Below are 16558 nucleotides of genomic sequence, written 5' to 3'. Positions count from 1 at the left end.
CCTTCACGCGTGTTCGTGACCCGTCCAGCCGCCGACCTTGAAATTGATCGTGCAGACAAAATTATCCCCGTCGTAAAAATTCACTTTGATTTTCTTCTTCCCGTAGTGTGCCGCGAGAAACTCTTCGGGCGCATCAACCAATCCCTGGTACCCGCCGGCGGGATACTCGCCCAGTTCGTGGAATACCACGATCATGCCGGCTTTGACTTCCTCGAGAATCTTGGCCGTGCAGCGCGGATAAATCTCCCAAAACTTGGCGTCGATCTCCTCCCGCGTCGGTTCCGGCCGTTCCTCTCCGGGCTTGGTATCGCGATTCGCAAATTTGGCCTGCCGTCGCACATAGGGATATTGATGGCCCGTAAATAACTTATAGAGCCACGGTGGCACAGTCGGTCGTGTCGGCTGCTCAATCATCGTTGGTATACTCCAGTACTGCAAAGGCCTCGCGCACGACCATTCAGGCGGTGAGCCGATGGTAAATCCTCGGGAGCTTCTCCGGCAACCCCTCCACCCGATCAATCACCACATACCGCACATCTCCGTACATTCGACGCACATAGGGATCCGCCTGCTTGTCGATCGTGATGCAGACCGGTTCGATGCCGCTGACACGGGCCTCCCGCAGCGCCATGCGCGTATCTTCCAGCGAGTAGTCGTCCTTGTAGCCGTCGTCCAATGGGCGGCCGTCGCTGATGACGACTAGAATCCGCGTCTTGGCCTGGCGGGCGAGAAGCTTGCTGGTCGCATGCCGAATGGCCGCGCCGTCGCGATTCTGCTGCAGAGGCACAACCCCCCCCAACTTGGCCCCGGCACGCCCGGTTACGAGTTCGTCGAAGCCTTTCACGACCACAAAATCCACCTGGTTCCGCCCCTGCCCCGAATAGCCGTACACGGCGAATTGATCGCCGATCGCCGTCAACGCTTCACAGAGGAGCACGAGCCCCTGCTTTTCGATATCGATAATCCGCCGTCCCTGCTCGACCTGACGACTCGTCGATCCACTGAGATCCACCAGAAATGCGGCGGCGACCTCACGTTCCCGTTTTTCGCGCCGCACATAGATCCGCTCCGATGGCTCGATGCCCGCCGACAGATCAGCCACTCGACCGATCACGGCATCCATGTCCAGGTCTTCTCCGTCCAACTGACCGGAAACGCGCCGGAGCCCGGGCGGGCGCAGACTTTCGAAATAGCGACGCAACAGCGTGACCGTTCCCCGTTGGGCGGCGAGGGTCTCTTCCACAAAGTCCGATGTCCCCTCAACCGCCTCGCGCTCAACCACCCGGCACCAATTCATGCGGTAGTCCTGAATGGCCGCATCCCATTCCCGGTAACGAACCGTCTTGGTCTCGCCGGCTTTGTCATTCTCCGGCCGAGCCCCCTCGCCTTCGACCGCCAGCACCTCCTCCACGAGCGAGGGCTGTCGGCGGCCGGGGACAAGCACGTCTTGCGACATCTGCTGCGAGCGCGCGGTGCCCGCGCCTGACGAACCTCCGGCATCACCGGCCAAACCCGCGCCGCCTTCGCTATCACCCTGGCCGGACGCCGCACTCTGTTCGGGAGACGATTCCGTTCGGTCGCGCACCAGATTGGGATCCATCGCGCCGCGATAGTCCCAATTGTCCATCGGCCGGTACGTATCGGACAGGTCTTCCGACGACTTGGGCGCGGGGATGGATTGTTCCGGAACCTCCGCTTCGTCCTGGCTGGGAATGGCCTCGCGACGAATGGCTAATAACTCGTCCATCCGCGCATAGAGGCGGTCCGCCAGGCGCACCGCATCCTCGGCGGTGGCCCGAGGATGGTAGATCGTCCGGCAAAGCGACCAGAGCTGATCGACTTCGCTTTTGACTGCGTCCGGAACGATGACCGATCCGCCATCCGTCGTGGTGAACAGCAGGAGCTGATCGACCACTAATTCGCGCACCGTCATGCCATGCGCAAGACTTCGAACGTTCACCGCGTCTTTGGCAACGGATGCCAGGTCACGGCTCAAGCCGGGATATTCGGCGCGCAACAGATATTCGACCCTGGCATCCTCCACAAGGGCCCAGAGATCGCGAATCAGGCCAGGCTGCGGATACCGCGCAAATACATCACCCAAGGTCCGTGTTTCCGTTGAGGCGGGACGCCCATAACGCTGCGCAAGATCCTCAACCAGGTCCTGTAACCTGACAATAGGCAACTCGAATGTGCCGAACTCCAGATGTCCGGCCTCATGCGCCGCCATCACCATATAGAGCCGCACGTTTTCATCGTAGGTCGGATACCGCCTGACGAGGGACGGCAGGCCGATGCTCTGCCCGTCTTCACTCACCCTGGCACGAGCCATCGGCTGGGTCGATTCGAGAGAGTCGGGAAGATCGTGAATGCGCAGATCGCGACCGCAGAGCGCCTGCGCGAACAATTTGACGCGCCGGGCGATCTGCCGCAACGGTACCCCGCTCATGGCCTGAGACACGGCGCCCAAGGCCTTCTCCGTTTCCATCGCGAAGTAGGCTTGCCCCGCCTCCTGGCTGTACTCCAACACTTCCATGCCGGAAGCAAACCAGGATTGGAACTTCTCCTCCGCTCCCTCACCGGACCCGACCAAGGCGATCAATTCAGGACAGCGTCGAAGATAGGTCAGTGCCGTCTCCGCGTCACGCTCGGCGACCAGCAACCCGTAGCGGAGCACCTGAGTCCGCCATTTCTCCGAAGGAAGACGGCGGAGGATCGCAGGCGCCTCCGCCAATACCGCAATACCTGCTGCCGGGGCCCGCTCGGCCATCTGCGCACCGATACCAATCACCTGGTTGCGGTGTGACGGCCCGGGAATATCTTCCAGAATGGCCGGACTCGTTCTGAAGAATTCCAAGACTCCCAAGTAGTCCGGTTTGCCGAGACTATTCTCGACGATGAGCTTCATGCCGAACCGCACCCAGGCACGAACGGCATCGAGCGACAAGACACGAGCAATCGAGGGAATCTGGCGGATATATTCCACCGCCAGGGCAAAATCCGTTTCCGTGAGTTCACAGGCCAGATCCATCCACACGGACCAATCTGCCGGAGATAAGACAGCGACCGCTTCCGGAGCAATCCGGATGAATTCCACCGCCACATTAGCCTGGCGGTCCGCAAGTTCCAATGCGGCGGCCAGCACGATGGCTCTGCCGGATGGCTCGATGAGACCGAGCAGCAACGGACTCTCCTTAAAAAATCTCAAGGCCAGCGCACCGGAATCGGCCGCGATGGCCACCCCGAGATCGACCCATGGCAGCACATCCGCCAGCAGGCCGCGACGCTGCATGTCGGCTAACGCATCGATCGCAGCCCTGGCCGCTTTCGGCGCTTCTTCCGTGAGTTCGTCCAACAACACCAGAACACCGTCAACGGCATCGGGCCTGGCAGCCGAATCGGCGATAGCGGTCACCACGGCAGCAGCCGCGTCAGGCCCGAGTTGTTCGGCCAGCAGATCACACAGTTGTTCAGAGGAGCGCCCAGACGCCATAGTGCCAGAATCCGTTTTGGGGGAAGTTGTGGATTGTAAAGGACACAATTTCGCTTGTAAACTGTGTCCTCGCGAGGGGCAGGGACCGATGGCGCACGGACAACGATTCACCGGGCAGTGGTAACGCGGGGGACAGGATGGCTGAACCGAGCAAAGAAAGCCTCGACAAGATGTGGAAGTATGTAAAGGGCTTCGCCGAGAAGAGCGGGACCGCCATGCACCCGAATGAAGCCGTGACCAACGCGGTGGTACTCGGCCTCGCCGCCCACGTCGATGAGTTGGGGAAGCCGTTGTGCCCCTGCAACTTCTACCCCGACAAACAGGCCGAAGCCAAGCTGCGACGCTGGATGTGCGCCTGCGACGAGATGCAAATCTACAAATACTGCCACTGCCTGCTTTTCGTCCGTGAAGACGGCATGCCGATCACCGAATATCTGCCGGAGGACCACGAAGGTCGCCAGTGTTACGGACTCATCACCGATCCAACGCCGGAAAAGGGACGGGCGCTCCGGCACAAAGCACTGCCGATGGCGCCGAAAGAAGGCACTCCACCGACCACACCGGAGTCCGCCCCGCAGCCGTGATCAAGCTGATGCCTTCCGGCCGGAATCCTGCCGTTGCCCTCAGACTCTCAGCCCTGTCTCTCCTGCTCGGGCTAGCCTCTACCGGATGCCTGCACACGATGGAGGCAATCGACCCACGAACTCTGCCGATTACCTCAGCCTCAGGCCAACGGCTGCAACAGCATGTGTCGTTTCTAGCAAGCCCTGAACTCGCTGGTCGGCTGCCGGGCTCACCCGGAAATCGCCAGGCTGCCCACTATATTGAGGAACAGTTTCGAGCCGTCGGACTCCACCCACTGCCGTCGCTCGGCGGCTACCGACAGGCCATCTCGCCAACGATCGGCGACAACATCCTCGGCTTCCTCCCGCCGCCCCCCGGCCCAGCCCCCGCGCGATGGATTGTCATCGGTGCCCACTACGATCATTTGGGCTATCCCTTCCTCGGCGCGGACGACAATGCCTCCTCCGTCGCCATTCTCATTGAAACGGCGCGACGCATGACGAGCCTCTCTCGCCACGGCATTCTGTTTGTGGCTTTCAACAGCGAGGAATCTCCTTATTTCGGCAAAACCGAGATGGGGTCACAGTTTTTGTTTCACCACCTGCCGCCGGAAATCGGCCATACCGAGAACCTCCAGGCCGTGGTCATCATGGACCTCATGGGCGGCGTACAGTGGCCCCCTATCAAGGATGCGATTTTTGCCGCCGGCGCGGAAACAAGTCCGACGCTGTACCAGCGCGTCAAACAAGCCTCGGCGCCATCGTTGACCGTCTTCCCTGTGGGCATGCACCTGGTCGAGGAAATTCCCGAGATCGGCCACAAGGCCTTCAGCGACTACGACGTCTTCCGCAACCATGGGCTACCGTATTTGTTTCTCTCCGCAGGACGCACCCCGCGGTACCACACTGCCGGAGACGTCACCAGTACCCTACATTACGACCGCATGGCCGCCACCGTCGAATGGCTGCGAAACGTGATCGCCCTGATCGATCAGGATGAGGCGCCCTACGGATTTCAGGCTGATCGTGTGGAGTGGGCCGATGAAGTGGCGTCGTTCCGAGAAATCGTCAACCACGCGCTACAAGACGAGACGCGGATTCCCGGCACGTCGCGATGGTCGTTGCGGAAATTGAGGCAGGATGCGGAATGGCTGCGGGACGCCGATCGTTTAGTGCCGACGCCGCAAAACCGTGATCGGCTGGAGCGGATCTCGATTCGTGTGCAATGCCTGATGGCCGACTACTCCGGCTGTTTCACATTTTGATTGATCCAGGCTGTGCACGCGCAGAATATCGGATGCGTCGTTATTGCCAGCCGGTTGTCTCGTACCCTTTTTCTTTGAGGCAGCGTTCTACAAAAGCCGCGTAGTCCGGCTGCGGTTGCAGCGGTTTGTAGGTTCCCGCAAGCAGGCCCAGTACCCCGCCGACCGCGCCACCTGCAGCCGCCCCGATGGCGATACCGGTCGGCCCGCCGATCAACCCGGCGGACGCTCCCACCGCCGCCCCGCCGATGATCCCCAACGTCGCGCCGGCGCCGGCGTTCCCGCTCCGATTGGTCCCGTGCTGCAACCCGGCGCGTTCCGCCTTTTCTCCGCACACAGCCGCCTCACGTGCCGCCTGGTCTTTGCCATACAGTTGTAGCCGAGTGTTGGATTTCAGGATGGGCTCCGGCCCGGCACAGGCCGTCAACCCGATCACGACCAGAAGTATCGAACACCAGGTTTGTCTTCGCCGAACTAAGCCGGTCTGCCCCGTCATAGTCATCCGATCACCTCGCATGCGTTTCCCCTCGGCGATGCCTCCCGACGGCAGAGGCTCGCGATCCATCCGACGCTCATGTCATTCCAGGTGAAGCTGTAGACGCACCTGTTCCACCGATCGCCCCTTGACCAACACGCGCTTCTGACGACTTCCCGCGCCGCTCAGGATCTGGACTGCGCTTAACGGCACCTCGCAGCGACGGGCGAGAAACCGGCGCAACTCGTCATTGGCGGCGCCGTCGGCCGGCTGCGCGGCGATGCGAATCTTCACCGCGTGCCCGTGCAGACCCGCACATTCACTGCGGGAGGCTTTCGGCTGCACATGAACTGAAATGGTCACGCCCTCGGAGGTGGCACGAACGGCCTGTTCGGGTTCAGTGGCCTGGCGCTCTCGCATGGGGTGTGGTTGGTCGCCGAGCTCCTGCCAATACCGCCTCACTGCGTCGCAGCGAGTGGATGCGTCAGAATATCGCCTTCACGACTTCGATGATGCTGCGCAACATGTCCGGATCGTCGGTGATAGGACGGGCAATAGCGACCTCACAGGCTTGATCGGCCGGTACGCCTTGCCGGATCAATGTGGCCGCATAGATCAGCAGTCTGGTGCTCACGCCCTCTTCCAGTCCGTGATTCTTGAGGTTGCGAACTTTCTCCGCAATCTTGACGAGACGCTGCGCAACCTCGAGGCTCACGCCGGCTTCATGCGCCACCACCCGGCTCTCGACATCGGGCAAGGGGTAGTCGAACTCGATCGCCATGAACCGTTGCTTGGTGCTCTGTTTGAGATCTTTCAGAATACTTTGGTAGCCGGGGTTGTAGGAAATCACCAGCATGAAGTCATCGACCGCTTCAATGACCTGCCCCTTCTTCTCGATCGGCAACAGGCGCCGATCGTCGCTCAAAGGATGGATAATAACGGTGGTGTCTTTCCTGGCTTCGACGATCTCGTCCAGGTAGACGATGGCCCCCTGCTTGACGCCGAGGGTCAGCGGGCCGTCCATCCAGACCGTTTCCTGCCCCTTCAACAGATACCGGCCGACGAGATCGGAGGCCGTGAGATCTTCATGGCAGGCCACGGTGATGAGTGGGCGCCCCAGGCGATAGGCCATGTGCTGGACGAAGCGCGTCTTCCCGCATCCCGTCGGGCCCTTCAGCATCACCGGCATGCGACTCTGGGCCGCAATCGTGAACAACCCGACCTCGCCCCGCACTTCGGCATAAAACGGCTCGCGCGCGATCCGATACCGATCGATCTCCTGTTCCTGCCCTTTCGGCGCCGATACCGTTCGCCCTTCGCTCATTCCGACACTCCTACATTGAATTGAATAACCTGCATGGTGCGCCACGATAAACGGAAACGAGCGGGAAGTTCAAGCGGCCGGCTGAGTACAGAGGTAGACGCGCCCTTGTGCGATACGGTCAGGCGACTTTCGACCCATCGAGCACTTCTCGAACCTTTTGCGCCAGCGTCGTAGGCGTAAAGGGCTTCTGCAGGAAGGAATGCTCTGTATCGATCCCTCCCTTGGAAAAGGCCGGGTGATCCGGATAGCCGGACATGTACAGCACTTTGACCTCCGGACGAACCGTCGCGAGTTTTTCGGCGACTTCCGGTCCGCTCATCTGCGGCATGACCACGTCCGTGAGCAGCAAATGGATCGGGCCGGCATGTTTGGCGCCGGTGAGCAACGCTTCAATCCCGTGCCGGGCCTCGAGCACCGTATATCCATGCAAGCGCAGGGTTTCATTGACCAACCGTCGGACACCCGGCTCGTCCTCCACCAACAATACCGTCTCGCGCCCTCTGACCGAGTCCCCTCCGACCGCGACGGATTCGGTCTCCGTTGCGGCCGATTCCACCCGAGGAAAGTAAATCTTAAAGGTCGCCCCGCGTCCCGGCTTGCTCTCGACCTCGATACAGCCGCCACTTTGCTTGACGATGCCATAGACCGTCGAAAGACCGAGCCCCGTGCCCTTGCCCTTCTCTTTGGTGGTGAAAAACGGCTCAAAGACGTGCGACTGCGTATCCTCGTCCATGCCGTGGCCGGTATCGCGCACGATCAACGCCACATAGGAACCGGGTTCGGCGCCCATCGGCGGACGGTTCCTGCGTTGGCCGAACTGCACATTGCTGGTCTCCACCGTGAGGCGGCCGCCGTTCGGCATGGCATCACGGGCATTCACCGCAAGATTCATGATGACCTGCTCCACCTGACCGGGATCCGCCTTCAACTGCCCCAGCGCCGGGTCCAGCACCGTGCAGAGCTCGACGATGTCCTCGCCCAGCAACCGTCGCAACATGCCTTCCATATTATGGATCACCGAATTCAGATCCAGCACTTTCGGCGCAATGAATTGTCGGCGACTGAACGCCAGCAGTTGTCCGGTGAGACCGGAGGCGCGATCCGCCGCCTTCTTCACTTCCTCCAGTTCCTTCCGGAATCCATCTGTAGGCGCCAGGCGGCTCAACACCAGTTCGCTGTATCCACGAATCACCGTCAGCATGTTGTTGAAGTCGTGCGCCACGCCGCCGGCCAGTCGTCCGACGGCTTCCATCTTTTGCGACTGCTGGAGTTGGGCTTCCGTGCGCCGCAGCGCATCCTCGGCCCGCGCGCGTTCGCCGAACTGGCCGATTTTCAGTCCGACGTCGGCCACCATCTTCAACAGCTGCTCGTCCGGCTGCTTGATCTCGCGCCGGAACAACTCGATCACCCCCTCCACTTCGGTGCCGACCCGAACAGGAAATCCGAAGGCCCCGTGTAATCCCACTCTGGCAGCGGCGCCACCGCGAGGGAAATTGGCCTCCTGCACCACGTCTTTAATCCACGTCGGTTCCCCGGCCTGCCAGATCCGTCCGGGGAGTCCCTTGCCGATCGTAAAGGTATGTTGCCAGGTGTCCAACACAAACTCTTCGGCGTTTAATGCGGGCGACTGCCAGACATCCAGACAACGCAGCACACTGCCCTGCCGATCGAGCCGCCAGAATATTCCCAACTCCCATTCGAGACTTTCGCAGATGGCCTGCAGGATCTTCGGTCCCGCTTCTTCCAGCGTCCGCGATTCCGCCAAGACGCGCGTGACCGCATACTGCGACGCGAGTTGGCGCTCGGTACGTTTCCGAGCCGTAATATCCCGGATGAACGCGCTGAAAATATAGGCATCGCCCAGCCGGGCGGGAGAAATGGTGATTTCGACGGGAAACTCATGACCGTCGCGGTGGGATCCCATCATCTCAATCCGTCGATTGAGGAGTGCACCCTGCCCGGTGTCCAGGAAATGGCGCAACCCGCGCTCATGCGCCTCCCGATCGCGCACAGGAATCACCGTTTCGGACACGCGACGGCCGAGCGCTTCCTCACGCTCCCAGCCGAAAATATTGACCGCCTGCGCATTCCAATCCGTAATGATGCCGCCCGCATCCATGGAAATCACGGCGTCCAGTGCCGTATCGACGATAACCCGGTTGCGTTCCTGACTCTGCAGCAACGCGGCCTCCGCCGCACGCGCCCATTCACTTTCCTGCTGCGCCTGGCGATGCTGTTCACGCAATCGACCGGTGGCCCAGAGCAACAGGCCGACCATCGGGAGCCAGACGACGACACCGGCCATGCCCAGTTTCCACATCATGGCTCGAATCGGCAGGAGAATGAGGTCCCGATCCATCCGTAGCAGGATCGTCCATTGCAATCCGGAATAGTCGCCATACCCCTTGGTTTGAGAATAACCCGTGACGACCGGGACGTGACGGCGAACATGCATTTCTTCGACATATCCCGCCTTACCGGACCGGCTCAACAGCACCGAGGGCAACCCGAGTTCCGTGAGATTCACCCGATCGATGCCGGAGAACGCTGAATCCACAAACACGACACCGGCTTTCGTCAGGAATTGATATTCGAAAGGGCCCGCGGAGCCATCGGTTTGCTGAATTTCACGGACCGTTTCAATGAGGACATCCTCCAGCATCGGCAGCCCGATGCGGGTCGTCACGGCACCGAGAAACTGGCCGCCGACACTCAGAATGGGGGCCGTAAAGGCCACGGACTCGATTTTATGATTCGATTCATGGATCTCGACTTCGTCCACCTGCACGGTTCCGGTCTGCCGAACCCGGTCGAACCAGCCGCTCCGACTGTAGTCCTGGCCGATCACGGAGGAGTCCGTCGCCGCCACCATACGCCCATGAGCGTCCGTCACGCCCAGCCAGAGATAGACCGGCGCATAGGTTTCCTTCATCCACTGCAGATATTCGTTGATGTACTTTTTATCGAGGGCGCGATCAGAAAAGGCTCGAGCCATCATGCGCACATCCGCATGGCGTTCGAACAACAACCGATCGAGTTTGTCCGCAATTTCCGCGGAGGCCAGCGTGAGATTTTCTCCGGTCGCCTCGACCATTCGCACTTCAATGGAACGGAGCATCACCACACCGATCACAAGCGCCACAATGGTCACGCCGACGATCAGGACAGGCAACCAGGGATAGGACCGACGCGGTGAACCGGCTGGAAGCGAGGCGGCCATACTCAGGACTCCGTCACAATGTAGTTTGGTAACAATCGGGCAGGATGATACCACTGCTTGGAACGAGCCAGACTCGGCAGGCCAGAATCATCCATCGTGTTGATCCAACATGCCCCTTTCGCGCGAGCTTGGCGACAGAATTCACGAAACACAAACGGCCCCAGTCCCACAATATCCCGATCGGCAACTTCCAGCAACACACAAAACACCGACGGGTTGAGCCATAGGCCCATCGTATAGGCCCGGATACGGCCCCCAACCCGGACCACGGCGCCGGTCAGCCCGAGTTCGGCCGCGTTAGACAATGCCGTCTCATGCGCGCCCGCGGCATCCGCCAACAGCGCAGAGGCCCAATCATCGGAACCGGCCCGCTGCTTCTGTTCCCGCCATTCATGAAACAAGCTGACACAGGCTCGTTGGTCCCGAGACTCATAGGGCTCAAGCATCCCGCCCCGTTCCCGGATAAAACGATTGCACGCGGCCCGCGGGGATTTAAATGACTCGCCGGACAAGTCGGACAGAGCTGATGCCTCGTAGAGATAGTCTGGCTCTTTCGCAGTCACACGGTAGCCCAGTGCGCGAATCTCATCGATACAGGCCTCCGGCACATTTTCGACCCGCGTGACCCGGGAATCGCCGTTCCGTTCACGCATGAACCGAAAGGCCCCGGTCAACGGCTGAGCAAGAGGACCCGCCCCAAGCGGGGGCAGGGCCATGAACAGGCCATCGGGGCAGTCGGCGAACAAACAGAGATGGTCGTGGAGAACAGCCCAGGAATAGGTCACGCGATGTCGCCAGATATAGTGGTAGGCGAAGGACGCGGCGGCGAGCGGCGTTCCCTGAACACCGGCGCTGACGGCGAGCGCCGCGTCCATGCGTCCTCGATCCCCGAGCGTGAGGGCCTGCGTCCTCGCCTGCGTGCGCCCCTGCCGCAACCGTTCGGTCACGCGTTCGAGCGGCCGCAACACGATCACGTCTTCTTGAAATCGCCCGATGAGCCTGGGATACCGCACAAGCGTCTCCACCCTGGCATCCTGCTCAATCCATCCGGCAACTTCGTCGGCAGCCTGCGCCACGAGCGGTGAAGGCTGGTCCCTCATGTACGGACACTTCGTATCCCATCCCAACAGCACCTGCTCATGCATGGCATCCCACATCAAGGCAAACGGGTAGAGCCGGCAATCGAGGGGACGGACGTCATAGATGCGGCACTGCGAGGTTGCGCAATCGAAGGCCGGACAGACGTACCCGTCCCCATCCGGATTCGGAGTCAGGTCGATTTGTGAACCATCGGGGTTTGGAAACAGCGCAGGGGAAAGCCCGGCCGCAGTTGCAGTCCCGATTTCATCGGCGGTAAAGAAGGGCCGCAGGAAACTGTCTCGCTCCGGAAACCGGCAACAGACATCGCAACTGAGGCAGGCAGAACTCGGCACGATCTGCAGGAGAGGATCACCCCCGGGACGTGAAGGATGTGTGGGGACAATTGGCACGAATGAACTCGTCATGAGCTGTGAGCGCATTGTAGCACTAACAGACTGAGCGGCCTACTAATCGGAACGTTTCACCCCCGCGTGGCCGAGCTCTCACGGGGCGGTAACGAATCGCTCCTCGAACCGCTCCGGCGCTCCGCTGACTTGTACCGGTATCAGAGGCCATGGTACGATTTGCTCACCTCGAATCCAAACGCGAGTGCGAGGCATGCGACTGCGCTGCGAGTCTCGAGGATATTGCATTGGCACTGGCACAACATTCACGTGAGCCATTGAACTCCGACGAAGCCCGCCGACGTTGTCTCGCAATTCGTGATGCTCTCGTTTGCGCCGGGATCTATGGCCAGACCGGCGACGGCGCGGCAACGACCGGCTCCTCAATTCAGACGCCACGGTTCCGCCTGTCGCCGACGCCCTTTCCGCTCTCTTCCTCGGACGTCACGTTTTTTCAGCAACTGGGACAGGACCTCCTCTCCTTCTACCGGGCTCTGAACCGTCTGTATCAGGACAGCACCCGCGGAACGCAACCCGCCTGGGTAGCGGCCTATCTCGACCAGGGCAAACCGGAATCGCTGATCACCTTTAGCCGGATGAACCGTTTCCGCACCCTCATTCCGGGCATCATCCGACCCGACGTGATTCCAACCGCCGACGGCATGGTGATCACAGAGCTCGATTCGGTACCGGGTGGGATCGGCCTGACCGGTTGCCTGACTCGAGCCTATGATGATCAGCCCACCATGGAACACCAGCCCCCCGGCCCGGCGCCTGAACGCTCTCCCCTCATCGCAGGGCGTGACGGGATGTTGCAAGGCTTCGCCGCCATGCTGCACGCTCAGCAAGGAGCCCAGGAAGGGTGTCTGGCGATTGTCGTCTCCGATGAGGCCAAGGAATACCGGGCGGAGATGGAATGGATGGCCCAACGATTGCGTGAGATCGGGCACCAGGCTTACTGTGTTGAACCACGGGCGGTGCATTTCTCCGAAGAGGGCCTGTTTCTGCAGGAAGACACCGGACCACGGCCGATCGGCTTACTCTACCGTTTTTTCGAACTGTTCGACTTGAAAAACATTCCCAAGGCTGAACTCGTGATGTATGCCGCCAAAAAGGGTCAGGTGACGGTCACGCCGCCTTACAAACCTGCGCTTGAAGAAAAGCTGGCGTTCGGACTGTTTCACCATCCGGAACTCACTCCGTTTTGGGAACAGGCATTACCTCCAGAAACCGCCGTCAACTTACGACGATTGCTGCCGAGAACCTGGGTCCTCGACCCACAACCGGTCCCTCCATCCGCGGTCATCCCGAACCTCACGATCAGCGGTCGTGCGGTCTCGGACTTCCGGCGCTTGGCCCAGACGACCCAAAAGGAACGCCAGTTGGTGCTCAAACCATCAGGATTTTCTGAACTGGCCTGGGGCAGCCGCGGCGTGTCCATCGGACACGATCTGCCGCAGATCGAGTGGGCCGCGGCATTAGAGCAGGCACTCCAGGCATTCCCGGCGACGCCCTATGTCCTTCAGGAATTCCACAAGGGCCGCCTGTTCGAATTGTCCTATTTCGACGAACGGAGCGACACGGTGGTCCCGATGTCCGGGAGAGTCCGCTTGTCTCCCTACTATTTCGTCGTCGGCGATAAAGCCGAACTCGGCGGGATTCTCGCGACCCTCTGCCCTGCCAATAAGAAAATCATCCACGGTATGGTCGACGCGATCATGGCGCCCTGTGCCATCGCGCAAAACCTCGCGTCATAAGGTAACCTGATGATCGCTGCAGCAGAACCGGTTCGTTGGCAGATGCCTACTCAACCTTTTGCCCCATAGGTACGCATGGCTCTCACGCTCTATCATGTCCAATGGTGCCCGGATTGCGCGGTCGTTCGGGATCGTCTGGACGAACTGAAACTCTCCTACGAAGACGTGGTGGTTCCGGACTTTCGTCCGATGCGCACACAAGTCTTCGAGGTGTCGGGTCAATACTATGTCCCGGTCTTGAAGGACGGAGACACGGTGCTGACAGAAACACACGACATTCTTGCTCACCTGGACACCCAGTATGACAAGGCACGCCCGTGAGGACTTTGCCCGGATCTGCAGCGCGAGCGCCGCTCCCGGACCGGCCCCGATCCCGCGGGCAGGCGCCGGCCCGCAAGGCTCGACTACTTAGCACGTTCTTGACAAACAAGTCGTCGCCCGTGTGCTGTTCAGCGTCGGCTGCGATCACGTATTTCCCTATGCATCACCTGCAGGCTGTTCAAAAAGGCCGCCCAGCAAGGGCATAGCGAGCGAAAGGGCTCATCGTACTCGTGTCGTACGATGAACCGCTGAGGTTCACGGCGCGCTGAGTACAGCGCGTCACGTTTGTGAACGCCGCCGAGACGGTGAGGCGGCAGTGTCTTGCGAGAACACCACTGGCGGACTTTTTCAACAGCCCGTTAGAAAGGATAGAGACGTGGAGGATTGGAGACGTATTCTGGCTCAGAGCGTGGTCAAGCCCAAGGATTTGGCGGATCGGCTCGGCGTCGACCCGAAGGAGATTGAGGACATCGTGGGGGACTACCCCATGCGGATTACGCCGACCGTGCTGGCCACCATCAAGGAAAAGGGCGATGCGATCTGGAAACAGGTCGTGCCCGATCGTGCCGAGATGGCCGATGCGGATGCGGAAGACGATCCGCTCGAAGAAGATCTGATGAGCCCTGTCCCCCACCTGGTTCACCGGTACCCCGACCGCGTCCTCTTGATGGTCACGAATCAGTGTCCGATTTATTGCCGGTTTTGCACACGCAAACGGCTGGTGGGCAAACCGGGCTTCCTCAAGAAAGGGGAACTGGACCGGGCCATCGCGTACCTGCGCGAACATCAGGAAGTGCGGGATGTGATTTTGTCCGGGGGCGACCCGCTCCTGCTCCCCGATCACCTGCTGGAACGAATCCTCAAATCCCTCCGGACCATTCCCCATTTGGAACTGATCCGGATCGGCACACGCGTGCCGGGCAGCCTGCCGGAGCGCATCACCCCGAAGCTCTGCGACATCATCAAGAAATATCATCCGTTTTATATGAACCTGCACTTCAACCATCCGGACGAGCTGACCCCGGAAGTGAAACGCGCCTGCGGGATGCTGGCCGATGCCGGGGTTCCCCTCGGTGCACAGACTGTGTTACTGAAGGGGGTCAACGACGACCCCGAGATCATGAAACGTCTGATGCATCAATTGTTGCTGGCACGCGTAAAGCCCTATTATCTGTATCAAGCCGACCTGACGAAGGGGACGAATCATTTCCGGACGTCGGTGGAAACCGGCCTCAAGATCATCAAGTCGCTGCAGGGCCACACCAGCGGCATGGGCGTTCCCCATTTCGTGATCGATGCTCCCGGCGGCGGGGGCAAAATTCCACTGCTGCCCGCGGACTATCTGGTCAACCTGGATGAAGACAGCGCCGTGTTGAGAAATTACGAAAACAGGACCTTCCACTACCCCCAGCCCGGTTCCGCTTCAGGACGGGAACTGCCGATGGTCGGCGCCCATCCCTCCTGGGCCTCCGCAGGAAACGGCTGCGACGGAGGGGGTGAACACCTGTGACCCGTGCCGCTTCTTCAAAAGGGATTCTGCCCTACCAGCACATCACCCAGCTGATTGCCCGTGGATCCATCACATCGGAGCATCCGATCGAGGACCGGCAAATTCAACCGGCCAGCCTGGACTTACGCCTTGGAAAGAAAGCGTACCGGCTGATCAGCAGCTTCCTGCCGGAGTTGTCGGCGATCAGCAGCCGCCTCAATGTGCTCGATTTTTATCAGTCCGACCTCGTGATGTACGAGATGGACCTCACGCAGGGCGCCATCCTCGAGAAGGGCCATGTGTATCTGGTGCCGCTCCTCGAACAACTGGACCTGCCGGCCACGCTCCGCGCGCGCGCCAATCCCAAAAGCACCACCGGACGGCTGGACGTCTTCACCCGCGTCGTGACCGACTTAAATGCGGGGTTCGATGAAATCCGGGCCGGCTACCGGGGCCCGCTCTACCTGGAAGTGGTGCCGCGCTCTTTCGCCATCAAGGTGCGCACCGGTGACTCCCTGAATCAGATTCGTTTCGTGCGCGGCGATGCCACGGTCTCCGACGCCGCCCTGCAAAAGCTCCACGGAACCGATCCGCTGCTCTTTCATAATGCCTCGCCCCCGAAGGCGCTCCCCCAGAAGGAATTCCGCACCGAGCGCGGTCTCTTCCTGCGGATAGACCTCACCGGAAGTGCGCGGGAAGATGCGGTCATCGGCTACCGGGCCAAGAAGAACAGCCATGTCATCGATCTCGCGAAAATCGGACATTATGCGGCACTGGACTTCTGGGAGCCCCTAAAACGGCACCGGCAGGACAGTCTCCTCCTGGAACCGGAGGAGTTTTATATCCTGGCGTCGAAAGAGCGTATTCGGGTGCCCCCGGGTTATGCCGCGGAGATGGTCGCCTACGAAGCAGCCTGCGGCGAACTGCGCACCCATTATGCCGGCTTCTTCGACCCGGGGTTCGGGTATGGAGACGGTAAGATGCGGGGCACTCAGGTCGTCCTGGAAGTCCGCCCGCACGATGTCCCGTTCCTCATTCATGACGGGCAAACCTTCTTCAAAGTAGTGTATGATCGGATGCTCACGGTGCCGACACAGGTATATGGGACGGCACTCGGCTCGTCATACCAACGGCAAGCCCTCACCCTCAGCAAGCACTTTAAGGCCTAAA

13 protein-coding genes are annotated in these 16558 nt (G+C 60.5%); 6 read left to right on the top strand and 7 right to left on the bottom strand.

The window, feature by feature from the left end:
• Positions 1-3: 3 nt before the first annotated feature.
• Together H8K11_15250 and H8K11_15245 are read right to left on the bottom strand one after the other, a co-directional pair.
• Positions 4-414, bottom strand: coding sequence for a hypothetical protein (locus tag H8K11_15250; protein ID MCS6265111.1), 411 nt, complete (start codon positions 412-414; stop codon positions 4-6).
• A gap of 43 nt (positions 415-457) precedes the next feature.
• On the bottom strand, positions 458-3493 hold the full coding sequence (locus tag H8K11_15245) for a VWA domain-containing protein (GenBank protein ID MCS6265110.1): 3036 nt from the start codon (positions 3491-3493) through the stop codon (positions 458-460).
• A gap of 137 nt (positions 3494-3630) precedes the next feature.
• Between H8K11_15245 and H8K11_15240 the strand changes: the two genes are divergently transcribed.
• On the top strand, positions 3631-4077 hold the full coding sequence (locus H8K11_15240) for a ferredoxin:thioredoxin reductase (GenBank protein ID MCS6265109.1): 447 nt from the start codon (positions 3631-3633) through the stop codon (positions 4075-4077).
• Positions 4078-4175: 98 nt separating this feature from the next.
• Positions 4176-5321 carry a M28 family peptidase gene (locus tag H8K11_15235; protein ID MCS6265108.1) on the top strand — a complete coding sequence of 382 codons (1146 nt, stop codon included), beginning with the start codon at positions 4176-4178 and terminating at the stop codon, positions 5319-5321.
• A gap of 40 nt (positions 5322-5361) precedes the next feature.
• Here H8K11_15235 and H8K11_15230 read toward each other — a convergent pair whose 3' ends face one another.
• The 5 genes from H8K11_15230 to H8K11_15210 form a co-directional block, all read right to left on the bottom strand.
• Positions 5362-5883: a hypothetical protein gene (locus H8K11_15230; GenBank protein ID MCS6265107.1), complete on the bottom strand. Its 522-nt coding sequence runs from the start codon at positions 5881-5883 to the stop codon at positions 5362-5364.
• A gap of 12 nt (positions 5884-5895) precedes the next feature.
• Positions 5896-6213: a YggU family protein gene (locus H8K11_15225; GenBank protein ID MCS6265106.1), complete on the bottom strand. Its 318-nt coding sequence runs from the start codon at positions 6211-6213 to the stop codon at positions 5896-5898.
• Between the two features lie 64 nt (positions 6214-6277).
• A complete protein-coding gene (locus tag H8K11_15220) occupies positions 6278-7117 on the bottom strand; it encodes a CbbQ/NirQ/NorQ/GpvN family protein (GenBank protein MCS6265105.1) in 840 nt (279 codons plus the stop codon).
• A 118-nt stretch (positions 7118-7235) separates the two neighbouring features.
• Positions 7236-10337 carry a PAS domain S-box protein gene (locus H8K11_15215; protein ID MCS6265104.1) on the bottom strand — a complete coding sequence of 1034 codons (3102 nt, stop codon included), beginning with the start codon at positions 10335-10337 and terminating at the stop codon, positions 7236-7238.
• A 2-nt stretch (positions 10338-10339) separates the two neighbouring features.
• On the bottom strand, positions 10340-11827 hold the full coding sequence (locus tag H8K11_15210; GenBank protein MCS6265103.1) for a DUF2156 domain-containing protein: 1488 nt from the start codon (positions 11825-11827) through the stop codon (positions 10340-10342).
• Positions 11828-11991: 164 nt separating this feature from the next.
• Between H8K11_15210 and H8K11_15205 the strand changes: the two genes are divergently transcribed.
• From H8K11_15205 to H8K11_15190, 4 genes are all read left to right on the top strand, one after another.
• A complete protein-coding gene (locus H8K11_15205; protein MCS6265102.1) occupies positions 11992-13578 on the top strand; it encodes a hypothetical protein in 1587 nt (528 codons plus the stop codon).
• Between the two features lie 75 nt (positions 13579-13653).
• Complete coding sequence (locus tag H8K11_15200) at positions 13654-13899, top strand: glutathione S-transferase N-terminal domain-containing protein (protein ID MCS6265101.1); 246 nt, start codon at positions 13654-13656, stop codon at positions 13897-13899.
• Positions 13900-14275: 376 nt separating this feature from the next.
• Positions 14276-15409, top strand: coding sequence for a KamA family radical SAM protein (locus H8K11_15195; GenBank protein MCS6265100.1), 1134 nt, complete (start codon positions 14276-14278; stop codon positions 15407-15409).
• Entirely contained in the window at positions 15406-16557 is a 1152-nt protein-coding gene (locus H8K11_15190; protein MCS6265099.1) for a 2'-deoxycytidine 5'-triphosphate deaminase, read from the top strand. Before H8K11_15195 ends, H8K11_15190 begins: the two co-directional genes overlap by 4 nt.
• Position 16558: the final 1 nt, after the last annotated feature.

The organism is Nitrospira sp. (genome assembly GCA_024998565.1).
In the GTDB taxonomy this organism is placed as follows: domain Bacteria; phylum Nitrospirota; class Nitrospiria; order Nitrospirales; family Nitrospiraceae; genus Nitrospira_A.
The sequence above is the reverse complement of the archived record's forward strand: the minus strand, read 5'-3'. Positions and strand labels throughout refer to the sequence as shown.